Annotated in this window: 21 protein-coding genes; 9 read left to right on the top strand and 12 right to left on the bottom strand. The window is 66.1% G+C overall.

The genetic code is table 11. The features are described 5' to 3' along the window. Positions 1-11: 11 nt before the first annotated feature. The 3 genes from AC1DGP_RS24755 to AC1DGP_RS24745 form a co-directional block, all read right to left on the bottom strand. Positions 12-845, bottom strand: coding sequence for a GntR family transcriptional regulator (locus tag AC1DGP_RS24755; RefSeq protein WP_441507256.1), 834 nt, complete (start codon positions 843-845; stop codon positions 12-14). Further along, positions 842-1,768 (bottom strand): N-acetylmuramic acid 6-phosphate etherase, encoded by a 927-nt coding sequence (locus tag AC1DGP_RS24750; protein WP_441507257.1) that lies wholly within the window; start codon positions 1,766-1,768, stop codon positions 842-844. Before AC1DGP_RS24750 ends, AC1DGP_RS24755 begins: the two co-directional genes overlap by 4 nt. A gap of 298 nt (positions 1,769-2,066) precedes the next feature. Continuing rightward, entirely contained in the window at positions 2,067-3,170 is a 1,104-nt protein-coding gene (locus AC1DGP_RS24745) for an anhydro-N-acetylmuramic acid kinase (RefSeq protein ID WP_476767798.1), read from the bottom strand. A 153-nt stretch (positions 3,171-3,323) separates the two neighbouring features. On the opposite strand from AC1DGP_RS24745, the gene AC1DGP_RS24740 reads away from it, so the two are divergent. From AC1DGP_RS24740 to AC1DGP_RS24715, 6 genes are read left to right on the top strand one after another with little or no spacing between them, the layout of a single operon-like run. Then, a complete protein-coding gene (locus AC1DGP_RS24740) occupies positions 3,324-4,853 on the top strand; it encodes an ABC transporter substrate-binding protein (RefSeq protein WP_441507259.1) in 1,530 nt (509 codons plus the stop codon). Between the two features lie 17 nt (positions 4,854-4,870). After that, entirely contained in the window at positions 4,871-5,821 is a 951-nt protein-coding gene (locus AC1DGP_RS24735; protein WP_441507260.1) for an ABC transporter permease, read from the top strand. Continuing rightward, on the top strand, positions 5,821-6,639 hold the full coding sequence (locus AC1DGP_RS24730) for an ABC transporter permease (protein ID WP_476832632.1): 819 nt from the start codon (positions 5,821-5,823) through the stop codon (positions 6,637-6,639). The genes AC1DGP_RS24735 and AC1DGP_RS24730 overlap by 1 nt, the downstream gene beginning before the upstream one ends. Continuing rightward, complete coding sequence (locus AC1DGP_RS24725) at positions 6,636-7,085, top strand: GNAT family N-acetyltransferase (protein WP_476767800.1); 450 nt, start codon at positions 6,636-6,638, stop codon at positions 7,083-7,085. The genes AC1DGP_RS24730 and AC1DGP_RS24725 overlap by 4 nt, the downstream gene beginning before the upstream one ends. Further along, entirely contained in the window at positions 7,085-8,344 is a 1,260-nt protein-coding gene (gene murA / locus AC1DGP_RS24720; RefSeq protein ID WP_441507263.1) for a UDP-N-acetylglucosamine 1-carboxyvinyltransferase, read from the top strand. The genes AC1DGP_RS24725 and murA overlap by 1 nt, the downstream gene beginning before the upstream one ends. After that, positions 8,341-9,222 (top strand): glucosamine kinase nucleotide-binding domain-containing protein, encoded by an 882-nt coding sequence (locus AC1DGP_RS24715; protein ID WP_441490193.1) that lies wholly within the window; start codon positions 8,341-8,343, stop codon positions 9,220-9,222. The genes murA and AC1DGP_RS24715 overlap by 4 nt, the downstream gene beginning before the upstream one ends. On the opposite strand, the gene AC1DGP_RS24710 is transcribed toward AC1DGP_RS24715, so the two are convergent. The 8 genes from AC1DGP_RS24710 to epmA form a co-directional block, all read right to left on the bottom strand. Continuing rightward, the gene (locus tag AC1DGP_RS24710; protein WP_441490194.1) at positions 9,207-9,515 is read right to left on the bottom strand and encodes a DUF1330 domain-containing protein; all 309 of its coding nucleotides are present in this window, start codon (positions 9,513-9,515) and stop codon (positions 9,207-9,209) included. The two genes, AC1DGP_RS24715 and AC1DGP_RS24710, sit on opposite strands and share 16 nt — an antisense overlap. Positions 9,516-9,518: 3 nt before the next feature. Beyond that, positions 9,519-9,806, bottom strand: coding sequence for a DUF1330 domain-containing protein (locus tag AC1DGP_RS24705; protein ID WP_069877716.1), 288 nt, complete (start codon positions 9,804-9,806; stop codon positions 9,519-9,521). Between the two features lie 41 nt (positions 9,807-9,847). Then, a complete protein-coding gene (gene pyrF / locus AC1DGP_RS24700; RefSeq protein ID WP_476832631.1) occupies positions 9,848-10,555 on the bottom strand; it encodes an orotidine-5'-phosphate decarboxylase in 708 nt (235 codons plus the stop codon). Continuing rightward, positions 10,552-11,136 (bottom strand): histidine phosphatase family protein, encoded by a 585-nt coding sequence (locus AC1DGP_RS24695; protein ID WP_441507301.1) that lies wholly within the window; start codon positions 11,134-11,136, stop codon positions 10,552-10,554. Before AC1DGP_RS24695 ends, pyrF begins: the two co-directional genes overlap by 4 nt. Before the next feature lie 25 nt (positions 11,137-11,161). Next, a complete protein-coding gene (locus tag AC1DGP_RS24690) occupies positions 11,162-11,920 on the bottom strand; it encodes a hypothetical protein (protein ID WP_441507264.1) in 759 nt (252 codons plus the stop codon). A 70-nt stretch (positions 11,921-11,990) separates the two neighbouring features. Continuing rightward, positions 11,991-12,635, bottom strand: a complete 645-nt coding sequence (locus AC1DGP_RS24685) for a DsbA family oxidoreductase (protein WP_441507265.1) — start codon at positions 12,633-12,635, stop codon at positions 11,991-11,993. Positions 12,636-12,667: 32 nt separating this feature from the next. Continuing rightward, on the bottom strand, positions 12,668-13,720 hold the full coding sequence (locus AC1DGP_RS24680) for a lysine-2,3-aminomutase-like protein (protein WP_441507266.1): 1,053 nt from the start codon (positions 13,718-13,720) through the stop codon (positions 12,668-12,670). Further along, positions 13,717-14,781 carry an EF-P lysine aminoacylase EpmA gene (gene epmA, locus AC1DGP_RS24675; RefSeq protein ID WP_441507267.1) on the bottom strand — a complete coding sequence of 355 codons (1,065 nt, stop codon included), beginning with the start codon at positions 14,779-14,781 and terminating at the stop codon, positions 13,717-13,719. Before epmA ends, AC1DGP_RS24680 begins: the two co-directional genes overlap by 4 nt. A 91-nt stretch (positions 14,782-14,872) precedes the next feature. On the opposite strand from epmA, the gene efp reads away from it, so the two are divergent. The 3 genes from efp (at position 14,873) to AC1DGP_RS24660 (ending at position 16,571) form a co-directional block, all read left to right on the top strand. Next, positions 14,873-15,466 carry an elongation factor P gene (gene efp, locus AC1DGP_RS24670; RefSeq protein WP_441490200.1) on the top strand — a complete coding sequence of 198 codons (594 nt, stop codon included), beginning with the start codon at positions 14,873-14,875 and terminating at the stop codon, positions 15,464-15,466. 94 nt (positions 15,467-15,560) lie between these two features. Further along, positions 15,561-16,079 carry a DUF1993 domain-containing protein gene (locus AC1DGP_RS24665; protein ID WP_441507268.1) on the top strand — a complete coding sequence of 173 codons (519 nt, stop codon included), beginning with the start codon at positions 15,561-15,563 and terminating at the stop codon, positions 16,077-16,079. A 6-nt stretch (positions 16,080-16,085) separates the two neighbouring features. After that, on the top strand, positions 16,086-16,571 hold the full coding sequence (locus tag AC1DGP_RS24660) for a GNAT family N-acetyltransferase (protein WP_441507269.1): 486 nt from the start codon (positions 16,086-16,088) through the stop codon (positions 16,569-16,571). A 182-nt stretch (positions 16,572-16,753) separates the two neighbouring features. Here AC1DGP_RS24660 and AC1DGP_RS24655 read toward each other — a convergent pair whose 3' ends face one another. Beyond that, positions 16,754-17,365, bottom strand: coding sequence for a LysE family translocator (locus AC1DGP_RS24655; RefSeq protein WP_441507270.1), 612 nt, complete (start codon positions 17,363-17,365; stop codon positions 16,754-16,756). Positions 17,366-17,368 lie beyond the last annotated feature (3 nt).

The following is a 17,368-nucleotide window of genomic DNA, read 5'->3' as shown; positions in this document are numbered from 1 at the left end:
ATCCTGCAGTGTCACGATTGCGGCCCCATCGCTTCGCCCTTCAAGGTCGCGACAAAATCATAGCGATCGCCGCGATAGGCGGAGAGCGTGAACTCGACCGGCTTGCCATTGCCGAGAAACGCACGGCGCTCGATCCTGAGCAGCGCGCTGCCTGCCGGAATGCCGAGATGCTTTGCCTCATCCGCCGTCGCGAGGCCGGCATGGATGCGCTGCACGCCATGGGCAGGTGCTGCCCCCCTCTGCGCGAGCGCGGCGTAGAGCGAGGTTTCGATCAGATCCGGCGACGGCAGGATGGTGGCGGGCACGACGGCGCATTCGATCGCCAGCGGCTCTCCATCCGCCGTTCTGACCCGGATCAACCGGACGACAGCGTCGCTCGGTCCGAGACCCAGCGCCATCGATTCCTGCGGCTTCGGCCGCGCCAGCTCCTTCGACAGCCAGATCGAGCCCGGCCGGCCGCCGCGGTTCTCGATATCGGTCGAGAAACTCGCCAGGACCGAGAGCGGCTGCTCCATACGCGAGGCGACGAAGGTGCCCGAGCCATGCCGTCGCGACAACGCGCCGCTGCGAATGAGCTCGTCGATGGCATTGCGCACGGTGACCCGGGCATAGCCGGTCAGCTGGGCGAGGTCGCGCTCGGAGGGAACGGCATCGCCGGGAAGGAAGACCTCGGTCTCGATCAGCCGGGACAGAGCGCCGGCGAGCCTGAGATAACGTGGCGTCGGGTCGTCTCCGGCGAGCGCCTGAAGGATCGCCTGCTGCTTGGCCGGCATCGCTTCGGGGGCAGCGTCGGACGCGCCCTCGCGCGGACGCCGCGGACCGCGCCCGGGTGAGGTTTCGCTCACCGGGCCGCCCTTGGAGGCGCCTTGGCCGGGCCGTTCGTCCCGACGCCGAGATCGAACAGGGCCAGGCGCAGATTGCCATGATGGCGAGCGAGCAAGCTCTCGGCCAAGGCAGCCTCGGCGCCGCTTGCAAGCAGCACGGCGCGCTTCACATCGCCGCCGGCGCGGTCGAGATGGCGGGCGGCGGCCTCCATGCCGCATCCGGTGATCATCTCGACCATCTGCGCCGCCCGCAGCCGGAGCTTGGCATTGGTCGCGCGCATATGGACCATCAGGCCGCGATAGACCCGGCCGAGACGAATCATCAGCAGCGTCGAGAACAGGTTGAGCACGATCTTCTGGGCGGTTCCGGCCTTCATCCGGGTGGAGCCGGCAACGACCTCTTCCCCGGTTTCGGTGAGGATGCCGAGATCCGCCGTGCGCAGCAGTGCCGAGCCGCGGTTATTGGCGACGCCGATGGTCAGGGCGCCACGCGCCTTGGCTTCCCCGATGGCGGCGAGCGTGTAAGGCGTGCGGCCGCTGGCAGCGAGACCGATCACGACGTCGTTCGGCCCGACATCGGTGCGGCGCATCGCGCCCGCGCCGTCATCAACCGAATCCTCGGCATTCTCGACGGCGTGGAGGATCGCCTCGTCGCCGCCAGCGATGGCGAAGGCCAACCGCTCTTCCGGCCAGTCGAAGGTCGGGGTCAGTTCCGCGCCGTCCTGCACGCCGATGCGGCCCGAGGTGCCGGCACCTGCATAGATCAGGCGGCCACCGGCCTCGAGGCGCGGCACGGCCGCGGCAACGGCTTCCGCAATCGCCGGCAAGGACGACGCGATGGTGGCGACCGCTGCAAGCTGGCCTTCGTAAAGCGCCTTGAGGATGTCGAGGTCGCCCCAGGCATCAAGTTCTCGAAAGCGCGCGCTGACGTCTTCAGTCGCCATGGATAGCCCCCTCGTGACCAGACCAAAATAAGTCCACTTTAGCCCAGTAGCAAGCGAGGAACCGACAGGGAAGAGTTGTTTCGTCTGGAAGGCATGCGGCCTCGACCAGCGTCCCTCGTTTTGCTCGGTTGTCGGACCAACCACGCCGACCCGATTCTCGCTTCACGGCAAGGCAAGCCAGCCGATCGCGCCGCGGCGGGCCAATTCATCATTGGGCTGCGCCGCCAAAGGTCGGATTGCGGATGCTGCGATGCGGGGCCCGGCGCTGGCTGCCCGAAGCGCGCCGCCGACGCGAAGACTAGCTCGGCAGGTTGAGCCGCCCGCCGGTCAGCGGTTCCGGCACGCCGGTCGTGCCGGGCAGGCTGAGCGGCAGGCCCTTGACCGAGCGGATCGCGAGATAACCGAAGGTCTGCGCCTCGATGACATCGCCAGCCCAGCCAGCAGCCTCTACGGGCTCGACCGGCACACCGAGGCGCTCATGCAGCCTCGCCATGAAATGACTGTTCAGGCGACCGCCGCCCGTGACCAGCCAGCGCCTCGGCGCCTTCGGCACATGACGCAGCGCGGCGACCACGCTTTCCACCGTAAAGGCGGCGAGGGTTGCGGCGCCATCGGCGTCGGAGAGAGCTTCCACGCCCTTGGCGCGGCGATGAAAATCATTGCGGTCCAGAGATTTCGGCGCTGGGCGTTCGAAAAACGGATTCGCCATGAAATCTGCCACGAGGTCCTCACGCATCTGCCCGCTCGCCGCCAGTGCCCCGCCGGCATCGTATTCACGGCCCAACCGCCGCAAGACGAAATCGTCAAGGATCGCGCTGGCCGGACCGGTGTCGAACGCGATCACGTCGTCGCCGTCGATATAGGTGACATTGCCGACGCCACCGAGGTTCAGCACCATCACGGGCTGCTCCAGCCCCTGCGCCAGCGCACGGTGATAGAGCGGCGCGAAGGGAGCCCCCTCGCCGCCCGCCGCAACGTCGGCGTAGCGGAAGCGATCGACGGTCGGGACGCCAAGCGCTCTTGCAACCGCCGGCCCGTCGATGAGCTGGCGGGTGAAGCGGATTTCCGGCCGGTGGTAGACGGTCTGGCCATGCAGGCCGACGAGGTCGATGCTCTGCGGATCGAGCGCCTGTTCGGCCATGAAGCGCCTGACCGCATCGAGATGGGCGGCGGTGACAGCCGCCTCCAGCTCGAGCAGCGGTTCCTTGACCGCTCGTTCGGCCTCGGCAATCAGAGCCTGAAGTTCACGCCGCGTCTGTGCCGGATAAGGGTAGGAAGCGCCGGCGCCGAAGCGGAGCGTCTCGCGGCCATCGCTCTCGACGATGGAGACGTCGATCGCGTCCATCGACGTGCCGCTGATCACGCCGATCGCGGTCAGTGTCTGCTTGGCCAGATCGCGCATCTTCCGTTCCCTAATGCCCATGGCAAGCTTCAAGGCTTGCACTGGCTCTAGGCGATCGGCTAAGCGTTGTCCAGATTGGTCCCTAAGTGGTCCATATGCGAAACTGATCGCACGAGCGCCCGAGAATGCGCCGTCTGCCGGGAGGGATGGGCCATGTATCGCGCCATGAAGCAGGGTTCGGGACGATGCCGCGCGCTGCGCAGCAGCATCGCTGCCACGGCCTTCGCGTTGATCGCCGGTGCTGCGTCCGCCCAGGTGCTCGAGGTCGCCGTCGAGGCTTCTCCCGCAGGGCTCGATCCCCATATCGTCACAGCCTTCGCCTCGTCGCAGCTCGTGCTCGGCCCGATCTATGAAGGACTGACCGCGCTCGACAAGGACCTCAACATCATCCCCGGCCTGGCCGAGTCCTGGACCGCGTCCGCCGACGGCAAGACCGTGACCTTCAAGCTCCGCTCCGGCGTGACCTTCCATGACGGCAAGCCGATGGAAGCGGAAGACGCCGCCTCGTCCTTGCGGCGGGTGCTCTCGAAGGATGTCGGCTCGCCGCTCGCGAGCCGCCTCGGAGCGCTGGAAAGCGCAACGGCCGTCGACGCGACCACGCTCAAGCTCAAGCTCAAGGAGCCGTCGGCCCCGCTGCTCGCATCATTGACCGGCATCGCGATCGTCCCACGCGGGCTCGAGGGCAACAAGGACGCGCTGCAGCGCGCGCCGATGGGCACCGGCCCGTTCAAGTTCGAGGAATGGCAGCCGAACGGCTTCATCCGACTCGCCAAGCATGCCGGCTACTGGAATGCGGCCGAGGTGAAGCTTGCAGGCGTCAAGTTCAACTTCGTTCCCGAAGCGGCCACGCGCCAGGTCGGAATCGGCAATGGCCAGTTCGCGCTGCTGCCGCATATCGATGCAGCCACCGCGCTTCAGCTCAAGGGCAAGCCCAATGTGGCGATCCGCGAGACGATGGAGCTCGCCTACACGCTGATCGGCATGAACGTCTCCAAGCCGCCCTTCGACAATCCGAAGGTGCGCGAGGCGCTGAACTACGCCCTGAACCGCAAGGAGATCATCGACGCAGCGCTGTTCGGCAGCGGTGCACCGGCTGCCCCGCTGCCTCCCGTGCTGAAGGACTGGGCGGTCGATGTGAAGGACCTGCCCTGCTACACGCATGATCCGGCCAAGGCCCAGGCACTGCTCAAGGAAGCCGGCATCGCCACGCCGATCTCGGTCAGCATGACGGTCCTGCCGCGGCAGGACATCCGCGACATCGCCCAGGTCGTGCAGCAGCAGCTCGGCAAGGCCGGCTTCAAGGTGGAGCTGAAGAACCCCGAGCTAGGCCAGTTCGTACAGGACTGGCGCAACTCGAATTTCGACCTCTTCGCCTCGACCAATGCCGGCAGCATCGAGCCCGACGACTATTTCTACCGCGCGTTCCGCACGGGAGGATCGACCAACGTCTTCAAGTACAGCAACCCCGAGCTCGATGCGCTGCTCGACAAGGGCCGCGCGACACTCGACAAGCCAGCGCGGCAGGCGGCGTATCGCGACGCGCAAAAGATCCTCGGTTGCTCGGGCCCGGCGGCCCATATCGCCTATCCCACCCTGTTCAGCGCCGTGCGCGGCAACCTGCAGGGCTATGACATCTACGCCAACCGCTCGCTGGTCTCGCTCGGCCGCGCCAGCCTGCGCTGATCCGGCACGGTCGAGGCATGCTCCGCCATCTGCTCCAGCGCTGCCTCGACCTCGCGATCGTGCTCTTCGGAATCTCCGTGATCGTCTTCATGATGATCCGGCTGATCCCGGGCGATGCGGTCGCGATCATGCTCGGCGCCAATACCGAAGTGACGCCGGAACGCGTTGCGGCGATGCGCAGCGAACTCGGGCTCGACCGGCCGCTGCTCGAGCAATATCTGAGCTGGCTCGGGCGAGCGCTCCACGGTGACTTCGGCACCTCGATCTGGACCGGCCGGCCGGTGCTCCAGGAAATCACGGCCCAGATCTGGCCGACCCTGCAGCTCACCGTGCTGGCGCTCGTCATCGGCGCCGGCCTCGCTGTGCCCGTCGGTTGCCTGATGGCGCATTGGCGCGGCGGACGGGCTGATCTCGTCCTGCGCATCGGCGCGATCGCGGGGCTCACCATCCCGTCCTTCTGGCTCGGCATCGTCATGCTGATCACCGTGGCAAGCCTGGCCCCAAGCTTCGCCTCGCTCGGCTATGTCCCGTTCAGCGAGGACCCGCTCGGTAACCTGCAGCGGCTGCTGCTGCCGGCGATCGCGCTGGCATTGCCGATCCTTGCCAATCTGTCGCGCCTTGTCCGCACAGCGATGCTCGACGCGCTCAGCCAGGACTATATCCGCACGGCCCGCGCCAAGGGGCTTTCGGAGACCGCGGTGCTCTACCGGCATGCGCTCCGCAACGCGCTCATTCCCTTCGTCACCAGCGTCGGCATCATGACGGGCTATCTGCTTGGGGGCGCGATCGTGGTCGAGCAGGTCTTCTCGATTCCGGGCCTCGGGCGGCTGATCCTCGGCGGCATCGCCGAGCGGAACTACCCGCTGGTCCAGGCCACCATCCTCATCGTCACCGTCGGCTTCGTGCTGGTGAACGCCCTGGTCGATCTCGCCTATGCGCTGATCGACCCAAGGCTCAGGACTACGTGATGAGCCAGAGCCGCCGTATCGCCATCGCAGCGGGCATCATCGTCACGCTGCAGATCGTGCTGGCGCTCGCCGCCCCCCTGATTGCGCCCTATGACCCGCTCGCCCAGGACATCGTCGCCCGCCTGAAGGGGCCGAGCCTCGCGCATTGGCTTGGCACCGATCATCTCGGCCGCGATATCCTGGCGCGCATCCTCTATGGCTACCGCACCGCCCTGATCGCCTGCGGCATCGCCGTCGGCCTCGCGCTGCTCGTCGGGGGCGGCCTCGGCCTCCTCGCAGCCTTGTATCGCAGCTGGTGCGAGCGCATCGTGATGCGGCTGATGGACATTCTCTTCGCCTTTCCCGTGATGCTGCTCGCCATCGGCATCATCGCCATGCTCGGGCCGCGAACGGAAAGCGCCGCCATCGCGATTGCGGTCGTCTATGTGCCGATCTTCGCACGACTGATCCGTGGCCCGGCCCTCGTTCTGGTCGAGAGCGACTTCGTCGCCGGCATCCGCTCGATCGGCGCCTCGGACCTGCGCATCATGCTGCGCCATATCCTGCCCAATCTGGCCTCCGTGATCCTGGTCCAGACCTCGTTGCTGCTGTCGGCCGCCATCCTGGTCGAGGCCTCGCTCTCCTTCCTCGGCCTCGGTACCCAGCCGCCGACGCCCTCGCTCGGGCTGATGCTGGCGGAAGGGCGCAATTTCGTGCTGCTCTCGCCCTGGAACGCGATCTTCGCCGGGCTCGGCATCCTCTTCCTCTCGCTCGGCTTCAACCTGCTCGGCGACGCGCTCCGCGATGAACTCGATCCCCGTCTGCGGGGCCGGTCGTGATCATCCGCAAGGCAGAGCCTGGCGATATCGCTCCGGCGGCAGCCATCCTTGCGCAAGCCTATCAGACCAGCTTCCGTCCCATCATCGGCGATGCGGCGTCGACCTATGACGTTGCGCATTTCGAGGCCCGGTTCGAACGGGACCTGGAGCATCTCACAGTCCTGGACGATGGCGGCGTCAGAGGCGTCCTGCTGCTGCTCGACGGTCATGTCATCATGCTTTTCGTGGCCGAGACCGGCCGCCGCCATGGAGCAGCCCTGCTCTCCCATGCCGAGGCGAATGGCGCCTGCTCGCTCGAGGTCTTCGCGGCCAATATGGGCGCGCGACGCTTCTATGAGCGGGCTGGCTGGCATCGAGCCAGCGAGTACAGCCGCGATTTCGCCGGCGCGGAGCACCGCTTCCTGCGCTATGAGAAGTCCCCCGAACGCGCGCAAGAGGCCCCCTGATGGACAAGCTCCTGATCCGCGGCGGCCAGCGGCTGTCCGGAACCGTCGATATCCGCGGCGCCAAGAATGCCGCCTTGCCTGCCTTTGCAGCCGCGCTCCTCTCCGACAAGCCACTGACCCTGCGCAACCTGCCTGATGTGGTCGATATCGGGACAATGCAGGCCCTGCTGGAAGGGTACGGCGTCAGCTTCTCCGGGCGCGCGGCGGATGCGCTGACGCTCAACGCCAGCGAAGCCGCGCCGCGGGATGCGAGCTATGACATCGTCCGCAAGATGCGCGCGACCATTCTGGTGCTGGGGCCGCTCATCGCCCGCTTCGGCCATGCCCGCGTCTCCCTGCCCGGCGGCTGCGCGATCGGCGCACGCCCGGTCGACCTTCACCTGAAGGCGCTTGAGGCCCTCGGCGCCGAAATCAGCGTCGCCGGCGGCTATATCGAGGCAAATGCTCCCGCCGGTCTGCGCGGCGCGCGCATCGTCTTTCCCTTCTCCTCGGTCGGAGCCACCGAAACCGCCTTGCTGGCGGCGGGCCTTGCCAGCGGCGAAACCGAGATCGTCAACGCGGCGAAGGAACCGGAGGTCCTCGACCTCGCCCGCTGCCTCGTCGCAATGGGCGTCAGGATCGAGGGTATCGGCAGCCATCGCCTGCAGGTCCAGGGCGCCCAGAGCTTCAGGCCAGCGACATATGAGATCGTCGCCGACCGCATCGAGGCAGGCACCTATGCGGTTGCGGCCGCGATCACCGGCGGCGAACTCGAACTGGTCGGCGCACGGCTCGAACATCTCGCAGCCGTCGGCGAAGCGCTCGAAGCCGCCGGCGTCAGACTCTGGCCGACCGATCGCGGGCTGATGGTGTCGCGGCCAGGCCGTCTCACCGGCATCGACATCATGACCCAGGCCTATCCCGGGTTCTCGACCGATCTGCAGGCGCAGTTCATGGCGCTGATGAGCGTGGCGGACGGTACCTCGCTGATCCGCGAAACGGTGTTCGAGAACCGCTTCATGCATGTCCCGGAGCTGGTCCGGCTCGGCGCCGACATCACGCTGAAGGGTACCAGCGCCATGGTGCGCGGCGTCGAAGCGCTCAAGGCGGCGCCGGTCATGGCGACCGACCTGCGCGCCTCGGTCAGCCTCGTGCTCGCAGGGCTCGCTGCCGAGGGCGAGACCGTGGTCAGCCGCATCTACCATCTCGACCGCGGCTATGAGGCTCTCGACCGCAAGCTCAGGCGCTGCGGCGCCGATATCGAACGGGTCGGCGCATGAGCGCTGTGGCCGATCTGTATCTTGGTGTCGATGGCGGCGGCACTGGCTGCCGCTGCCGGCTCGAGACCGCCCAGGGAGAGGTGCTCGGCTCGGGCATCGCGGGGCCGGCCTCGCTCCGTCTCGGTCTGGAGGCCTCGCTTGCCGCGGTGATGCAGGCAGCGCGCGGCGCGATGAGCGAGGCTGGCCTCAGCGAGGATCAGTTCAGTCGGGTCCGCGCCGGAATCTGCCTTGCCGGCATCGGCCGCAAGGGCATGCAGGAGGAGCTTGCAGGCTGGACAAGCCCCTTCGCCGTCACAGTCTTCGAGAGCGATGGGCTCGGCGCCTGCCTTGGCGCTCATGCCGGTGAGGACGGTGGGATCATCATCATCGGCACCGGCTCGATCGGCCTCGCCCGCGTCGACGGACGCGAGATTCGGATTGGCGGCTACGGCTTCCCGGTTGGTGACGAGGGCAGCGGCGCCGATCTCGGCCTTGCCGCCATTCGCGTCTCGCTGCGTGCCCATGACGGCCGGGAGCCGCAAACGCGCTTCACGACGGACGTCCTGGCCAGGTTCCAGGGCGATCCGTTCGAGGTCATCGCCTGGATGGACAAGGCCCACGCCACGGATTACGCGACGCTCGCGCCCCTGGTGCTGCGCCATGCGGACCTCGGCGACTCGCATGCCCGGGCCATCATGCAGAATGGCGCGGCCCTGATCGACGCCATGGTGCGCACCTTGTTCGAGCGCGAGGTGCCACGCGTTGCGCTGATCGGCGGCCTGTCCTCCGCGATGGAGGCCTGGCTTGCGCCCGATGTCAGGCGCAGGCTCTCCGCCGTCAGAGGCGATGCGATTGCAGGCGCGCTATCGCTGGTGCGGAGGCATCACGCGCCGGGCTGAGGCCCGTCATAGCCCCCGATGATGACGAGGTCGGACTGACCCGCCTGCGCCAGATGCTTGGTCGCCTCCTGGTATTCAGGCGACTCGTAGCAGGCGCGCGCCGTTGCCTCGTCCTTGAACTCGATGACGACGTTGTGCTTGCGTCCCTCGCCGCGCGCGAGTTTGTACTCGCCGCCACGCACCAGGAACTTCGCGCCGAATTTGGCGAAGGCGATGGCATTCAGGGTGCGATACCTGGCGTATGCCTCCGGATCCTCGACATCGACGCGGGCGACCCAATATCCCTTCGCCATGGCTCAGAGCCCTTCCACGACAACGAGATCGATCTCGCCAGCGCCTTCGCGCTCCTTGCGGGCCGCAGCATATTCCGGCGAATTCGCATAGGCCTTGGCCGTCTCGAAATCCTTGAATTCGATGACGACGTTGCGGGCCCGGCCCTCGCCTTCGGCCACCGTCATCTGGCCGCCACGCACGATCGGCGTACCGCCATACTGCTTGATCACCTCGGAGGCCTTGGCGGCGTAGACCGCCCAGAGCGTCGCGTTGGAGACCATGGCGCGACCGATGACATATCCCTTGGGCATTTCCAGCTTCCGTTCTTTGGTTGAAACCTGATCCGGCCAGACTACGAAGCCGCGGCGATCTCGTCCATGATCGCGGCAGCCGCCGCACGCGGGTCAGCCGCGCGGATAATGGGGCGCCCGATGACGAGATAGTCGGCGCCGACGCGGATCGCCTCGCCGGGCGTCAGGGTCCGCTTCTGGTCGCCGGCGGCACTTCCCGCGGGGCGAATGCCGGGCGTCACGATGACCATGTCGGGACCAATGATGTCGCGCACGATCTCGGTCTCGGCGGCGGAGCAGACGATACCGTCGATGCCCGCGCTGCGGGCCTGCTGGGCACGCAGGCGCACGAGATCGCGCACGGCGAGGCCGTAGCCGGCATCGCGCAGATCGCCATCATCGTAGGAGGTGAGCGCGGTGACGGCGAGCAGCTTCAGATCGGAGTCGGCCCGCCCCTCGACCGCTCCGCGCATGGTCTGCGGATAGGCGTGGACGGTGAGGAAGGTGACGCCGAGCTTGGTCAGGGAATCGACCCCCTCGGTGACCGTGTTGCCGATGTCGTGCAGCTTGAGGTCGAGAAAGACCTTCTTGCCCTCCGAGATCAGCTGACGGGACAGGTCGAGCCCGCCGGCAAAGGCGAGGCGGTAGCCGATCTTGTAGAAACTCGCCCCATCGCCCAGTTCGGACACGATGCGGTAGGCGTCCCAGATCGTCGGCACGTCGAGCGCCACGATCATGCGGTCACGAAGATCGTTGATMTTGGCGGTCATAACGCTGCGAACTCCTCAATCGATTGCCAGCCGTGCTGCACGATTCGCGTCGTTACGTCGAATGCGAAGAGATTGCCACCGCCTGCGGGCTGATCGCGCAGGCGCTTGATCGGCCAGCCAGACGTAGCGCAGAGCAGCAAGGTGCCGACCCCGCCATGGCCGACGAGCAGAATGTCGCCATCCCCCGCCGCGGCCAGTACGGCTTCTGTTTCCCGAACGATCCGCAACTGCGCATCGAGCGCACGCTCCCAGCCGCGAACGCTCAGCTCGGGATTGGCGAAGAACTCGTCGGCCACCTTCTCGAATTCCGACGGCGGCAGGAAACCCGTGGCCGACCGATCGTTCTCGTGCATGGCCTCGCGGATCTTGACGGTGAGGCCGAGCTGCTCCGCGACGCATTCGGCCGTCTCGATCGCCTTGCGCTCGGCCGACGAGACGACGAGCCGGGTTCCGACGAGCCCAGGCGCAGCCGCAAAGGCCTGGGCCCGTGCCCGGCCGATATCCGACAGCCCCCAATCGGGCACAGGCACGGCTGGATCAATCTTGACCTGGGGGTGGCTGAGATAGCGGACGACACCCATCACATCGGACCTTCGCACATGAACATCACTTCAAAGCCAGCACGAACATGATGGCGATCAGCGCAATCAGCAGATTCATCATCCAGCGATTGAGCACGGTCATCTGGCGCAGCTTGCGGAACTCGATACCGTCCTCCGGGTCTTCACCCGCAGCTCCAGTGGGATGGACAGCAAGCACCGGATGCGGCTCTTCCTGCCTGCGCCCGCGCTGAGACCAGCTCAGGCTCTGCACCAGCCCCTTGGCACTGCCACTCGTGCGACCGTCCGCCTCGATACCGAGATACCAGGTCACAGGGCCGCCGGCCGGCGGATCGCGATCGGCATCGCTGATCCAGAGATTGGTCGCCGCCGAGATCGAGATGGCATCGACCAGGCCCGCCTGCAGATCGCTCTTCAATTCGGCATAGACCGGTGCGGAGACGAAAAGATCGGCCGAAAAGGCCCCGGCATGCGGAGCATCCGCTTCGTCGTCAAAACCCAGCCTGAGCAGCATCTTGCCTTCGCCGGTTTCAGGAAGGGCCCGTATGCTCAGCGCGACGTGCTGAGCACGGTCCGCAAATCCGGCACGCCCGAGCCAATCGCGCCCCAGGGAGCCAAATCCGCGAAGTCTAGCAGCGGAACCGAGCGAACCGTTCTGGCTGGCATAGCCTGAGACCACATCGAGCGGCCCCGTTTCAAGAAGGAGGTGCCGGGCCGGGCTCTGTACGAACGCATTGCGCTCGCCCTCGATCGTCAATCGGCCGTCCGCAGTCGTAACGGCCCGTGTCGTCGCGTCCGATCTCATCTCGACTCTGCCCCCCGCCGGCCCCTTCTAGACCAGCGCGGAGGCAAACGAAAACCGGAGATATTCTCGCTCACGCCGTCTCGCGCGCAAGCTGGGCAAAGACCTTGGTCCAGACATCCGGCGTCTGCGCGCCCGAAACCGCGAGCTTGCCGTCGACAATGAAGAAAGGCACCCCGGTCACCCCGACCTTCTGGGCGTGGGCCTCGAGGCCGATGATCGTCTCACGCAATTCATCATTGGTGAGTTCGTCGCGAGCCGCATTTTCCTCGAACCCGAGTTCGGTCGCGATCGCCACCAGCGTCTCCAGATCGCCGATATCTCGCCCGTCCTGGAAATAGGCCTTGAACAGGGCTGCCTTCATCTCACTGCCGCGCTGCACGGTGGACGCGGCCGCGATCAGCATATGGGCCATACGGGTGTTGGGCGTACGCATGACCTTCGACCAGTTGAACGTCACACCACTTTCGAGTGCCGCTTCCGAGAGCCTGATCTCGATTTCCTTGCGCTTGCCGGGCCCGAACTTGGCATCGAGATAGCTCGCCCGGTCCGCACCTTCCGCAGGCATGTCCGGATTGAGTTCATAGGGCAGCCAGGTGATGGCGACGCGGTCGGTCAGGCCGTGATTGGCCAGCGCCGTCTCGAGCCGCGCCTTGCCGATGAAGCACCACGGGCAGACCACATCCGACACGATGGCGATGGGCATTTTCTCTTGCATGATCGCTCCTTGGCGATGCGCCGCGCTGGTACTCAAGCTGGCGGGTAGGAATGCTGCGTACCGAAACGGTCTTCAGCCTGCGCCTCGGCGCCCGGCATCTCGCAGCCCGAAAGGAAGGATGGACCGACCGGAATCTTGCCGGCCCCTCCGGGAATATCGAGGATATAGGTCGGCTGGCACAGGCCCGAAAGATGGCCTCGCAGGCTTTTGACGAGCGCTTGTCCCTCCGCCAGAGACAGCCGGAAATGGGAGGTGCCCGGTGCGAGATCCGGATGGTGCAGGTAATAGGGCTTCACCCGGTTCTCGACGAAGGCGCGCATGAGCGCAGCCAAGGTCTCGATATCGGCATTGACACCCTTGAGCAGCACGCTCTGGCTGAGCAGGACATGGCCGGCATCGGCGAGGCGCGCGATCGCGGTACGCGCCGCCGGCGTGAATTCGCGCGGATGGTTGGCATGAATGGCGATGTAGCTCGCCTTGCCGGGCACGCGCAGGGCGCGGGCGTAATCGGCCGTGATCCGCTCGGGGTCGACCACCGGCACCCGCGTGTGCCAGCGCGTCACCTTGATATGCGGGATCGCCGCCAGCCGCTTGGCGACCTCGCGCACGCGGCGCGCCGAGAGGATGAACGGGTCGCCCCCCGTCATGATGACTTCCCAGATCTCCGGCCGCGACGCGAGATAGGCCAGCGCCGCGTCGAGCTTCTCTCCGGCAAGCGAGGCGCCACCGGGGCCGACCATCTCGCGCCGGAAGCAGAAGCGGCAATAGACCGGGCAAGCATGGACGAGCTTCAGCAGCGCGCGGTCGGGATAGCGATGAACCACCCCCTCGACCGGCGAATGCGCGTCGTCTCCGATCGGGTCGGCCATTTCCTGCGGCATGGTCAGCAGTTCCGCCGCATCGGGGATGAACTGGCGCGCGATCGGATCGGCCGCATCGGACGGGTCGATCAATGCCGCGATCGCGGGAGTGACGGAAACGGCGTAACGTTCGGCAACCGCATCCAGCGCCTCACGCCGCGCCGGCACGACAAGCCCCCGCGCCACAAGCGCGTCGATGCTGCGAAGAGGGGTATGGGCGGTCATCGGCGTGTCCTGCCCGCTTCGGCTACCGGCGTCCAGAGCACGTCCTCGATCCGGCGCGCACCGGTGCAGAGCATCACCAGCCGATCGAAGCCGAGCGCGATGCCGGAGGCCGGAGGCATCGCATCCAGCGCTGTKAGGAAATCCTCATCGAGCGGGTAGCGTTCGCCGTAGATGCGCTGCTTCTCGTCCATGTCCGCCTCGAACCGCCGACGCTGTTCGGCCGGGTCCGTCAGTTCGCCAAAGGCATTCGCAAGCTCGACACCACAGGCATAGAGCTCGAAACGCTCGGCGACACGCGGATCGTCCGGCTTCGGCCGCGCCAGGGCCGCCTCCGAGATCGGGTATTCGCAAAGGATGGTGGCGCAACCGCGACCAAGATGCGGCTCGATCTTCTCCGAGAGAACCCGGCTGAAAATGTCAGACCAGCTGTCGTCCCCAGCAAGCCGGATATTGGCAGCCAGCGCAGCTGCGGCGAGAGCCTCTCGATCGGTCGCCCCGTTCTCCGCGATGGTCGCGAGCAGCTCGATGCCGGCATGTCGGACAAAGGCATCATGCAGGGTCAGGCGCTCGGGTTCGGCGAAAGGATCGGCGACCAGCCCCCGCCAGTGCAGCTGACTTGCGCCAGCGGTGCGGGCCGCCTCGGCCAGCAGAGCCGCGGCATCGGCCATCAGCGCGTCGTAATCCTCGCCGGCGCGGTACCATTCCAGCATGGTGAATTCGGGATGGTGCAGCGCCGTGCGTTCGCGATTGCGGAACACCCGGGCGAAATCGAAGATACGGCTTTCGCCGGCCGCCAGCAGCTTCTTGGCCGCGAATTCCGGGGACGTGTGCAGGTAATAGGGATGCACGCCCTCGGCATCGTCGATCAGCGCGGTCGCGAAGCCGTGCAGATGTGTCTCGTTGCCCGGCGAGACCTGCAGGATCGCCGCCTCGACCTCGATGAAGTCGCGCGCCTCGAACCAGCGTCTCAGCGCTGCCTTGATGCGTCCGCGCGCCAGCAATGCGGGCCGGCGGTCGGCATGAATGTCCCGCCGCCACCAGGGCGGATGTCCCTCGACCATCGAACCTCGGTTAAGAATCTCTGCAAGCTTCCGTTTCGCCCGCGAATGCGGTAGTTCCGCGGCGACGAAATCCGCATAGCGCGCGCGCTCGATGCGCACCAGCAAGGAAACTCACGTGGTCAAGGTCATCGCCAGCTCCGTTCGCAAGGGCAACGTTCTCGAACTCGACGGGCATCTCTGCTCCGTCATCTCGGCTGAGAGCTTCTTTCCCGGCAAGGGCACCCCGACGACGCAGATCGACATGCGCCGCATCTCCGACGGCGTGAAGATGACGCAGCGCTACAAGACGACCGAGCAGGTCGAGCGCGCCTATGTCGAAGACCGGGATTTCACCTATCTCTACCAGGACGGCGAACAGTACGTCTTCATGAACCCCGAGACCTTCGACCAGATCCATGTCGACAACTCCGTGGTCGGCGACACGGCGCCCTATCTGCAGGAAGGCATGAAGGTCTCTCTCTCGGTCTTCGAGGACAAGGCTGTCGCAATCGAGCTGCCGCAGCGCGTCACGGTCGAGGTTGCCGAGACCGAGCCGGTGACCAAGGGTCAGACTGCCTCGTCCTCCTACAAGCCCGCGATCCTGACCAACGGCGTGCGCACCGCCGTGCCGCCCCACATCGGACCCGGCACCCGCATCGTCGTGATGACGGCTGACGGCTCCTATGTCGAGCGCGCCAAGGACTGATGCAGCCCTGCCCCTGTCATCGACGGGCCAGCAGTATTATCGATAGTGGAACGGGCCCTTCCGGGCCCGTTTCGTTTTTGAGGGATCCTGCATCATGCCGATTTCCGTTCATGCCGCCGCCTTCGCGGGCATTATCCAGACCCTGAAGGCGCTCGACGCCATTCTCGACAAGGCTGTGGCGCAGGCGGAAGCCCGCAAGATCCAGCCCGAGGTCCTGCTCAACAGCCGCCTGGCGCTGGACATGCTGCCCTTCACCCGACAGATCCAGCTCACCTGCGACTTCGCCAAGAATGCTGCGGCGCGCGTGAGCGCCGGCGAGAACCCGAAATTCCCGGATGAGGAGAAGACCTTCCCGGAACTGAAGGAGCGGATCGCCAAGACGCTCGCCTTCGTGCAGAGCATCGACGATGCCGCCCTCGAAAGCGGCATCGGCAAGGACGTTACCTTCCCGCGCGGTCCGCAGCAGACGGTCACGATGACGGCCGAGGCCTATCTGACCCGCTTTGCCGTGCCCAATTTCTATTTCCATGCCACCACCGCCTACGCGATCCTGCGCGAGAACGGATTTGACATCGGCAAGCGCGACTTCCTCGCCGACGTCTTCGAGGCGTAACGCCTGATGGCCGCGGCTGTCTCGACGAAATCGGGCGACCTGGCCATTATCGGGCGCGCGGCTGCGTCGGACGCCGCCGCCATCGCCGATCTCTACCTCGCCGCCCGGGCTGATGCACTGCCCTGGCTGCGCCGAGTCCATAGCGATGAGGCAGTGCGCGACTGGATCATCCATGATCGCCTGGCGCGCGGCGAGAACTGGGTTGCCCGGTTGGGCGACGAGGTCGTCGGCTTCATGGCGCTCGACGGCGACGATCTCGATCAACTCTATCTGAAGCCCGGTCACTATCGGCAAGGCTTCGGCTCACAGCTCCTCGCCAAGGCCAGGGAGCGCAGCCCACAGCGGCTGCATCTCTTCTGCTTCCAGCGCAACGCACGCGCCCGCGCCTTCTACGAGAAGCACGGCTTCAAGACCATCGACATGAACGATGGCTGCCGAAATGTCGAAGGAGAGCCGGACATTCTCTATGAATGGCGGCCGAGCGCGTCATAAGCCCTTGAAATCGGGACAGCCCCTCCCCATTTGATGTTCACGGCGATGTCGAGGGCGTTCCACTGTCCTCCATCCTCGTTGAAGACGGCCATGAGCCGAACGTGTGACGCCGGATGTACGCGCGCCCGTTCTGGACATGGCCGTTGGCGTTTCCGGGGCCCGAGGGCCCCGGGACGCAGGTTTCAGCGATCCGCCACGGCAAGCTTCGCACCGAGTGCAACGAAGGCGCCGGCAAAGATGCGCCGCATCCAGGTCATCACCTGCGGCCGGGAGATGACGTGGTTGCGGACAGACGCTGCGAACAACCCATAGACCACGAAGACCACAAAGGTCAGCAGCATGAACACGCCGCTCAGCGCGAGCATTTCCGGCATGGGATTGGTCGCATCCGCGCTGACGAACTGTGGGAGGAATGCGAAGAAAAAGATCGAGAGCTTCGGATTGAGCAGGTTGACCAGAACCGCATCGATCGTCACGCGCAGTGCAGAGCGCGTGTCGACCTTCTGCTCGACCTGCAGGGCCCCGCGTTCCTGGAGTGTGTTCCAGGCCATGTAGAGCAGGTAGGCCACACCGAGATATTTGAAGATCTGGAAGGCAAGCGCGCTCGTGTGCAGCAGCGCCGCCAATCCCATGATCGCCGCGAGCATGTGGGGCACGATGCCGAGCGTGCACCCGAAGGCCGCGACGACGCTTGCGCGCGCGCCCCGCGAGAGGCCCGCTGCCACGGTGTAGATCATGCCCGTGCCCGGCGAGGCAACGATGATGAGGGAGGTGATTAGGAATTCGAGGCTCATGGC

This window comes from Allobosea sp. 05T433 (assembly GCF_056396065.1).
This window is presented reverse-complemented; position numbering and strand designations above follow the sequence as displayed.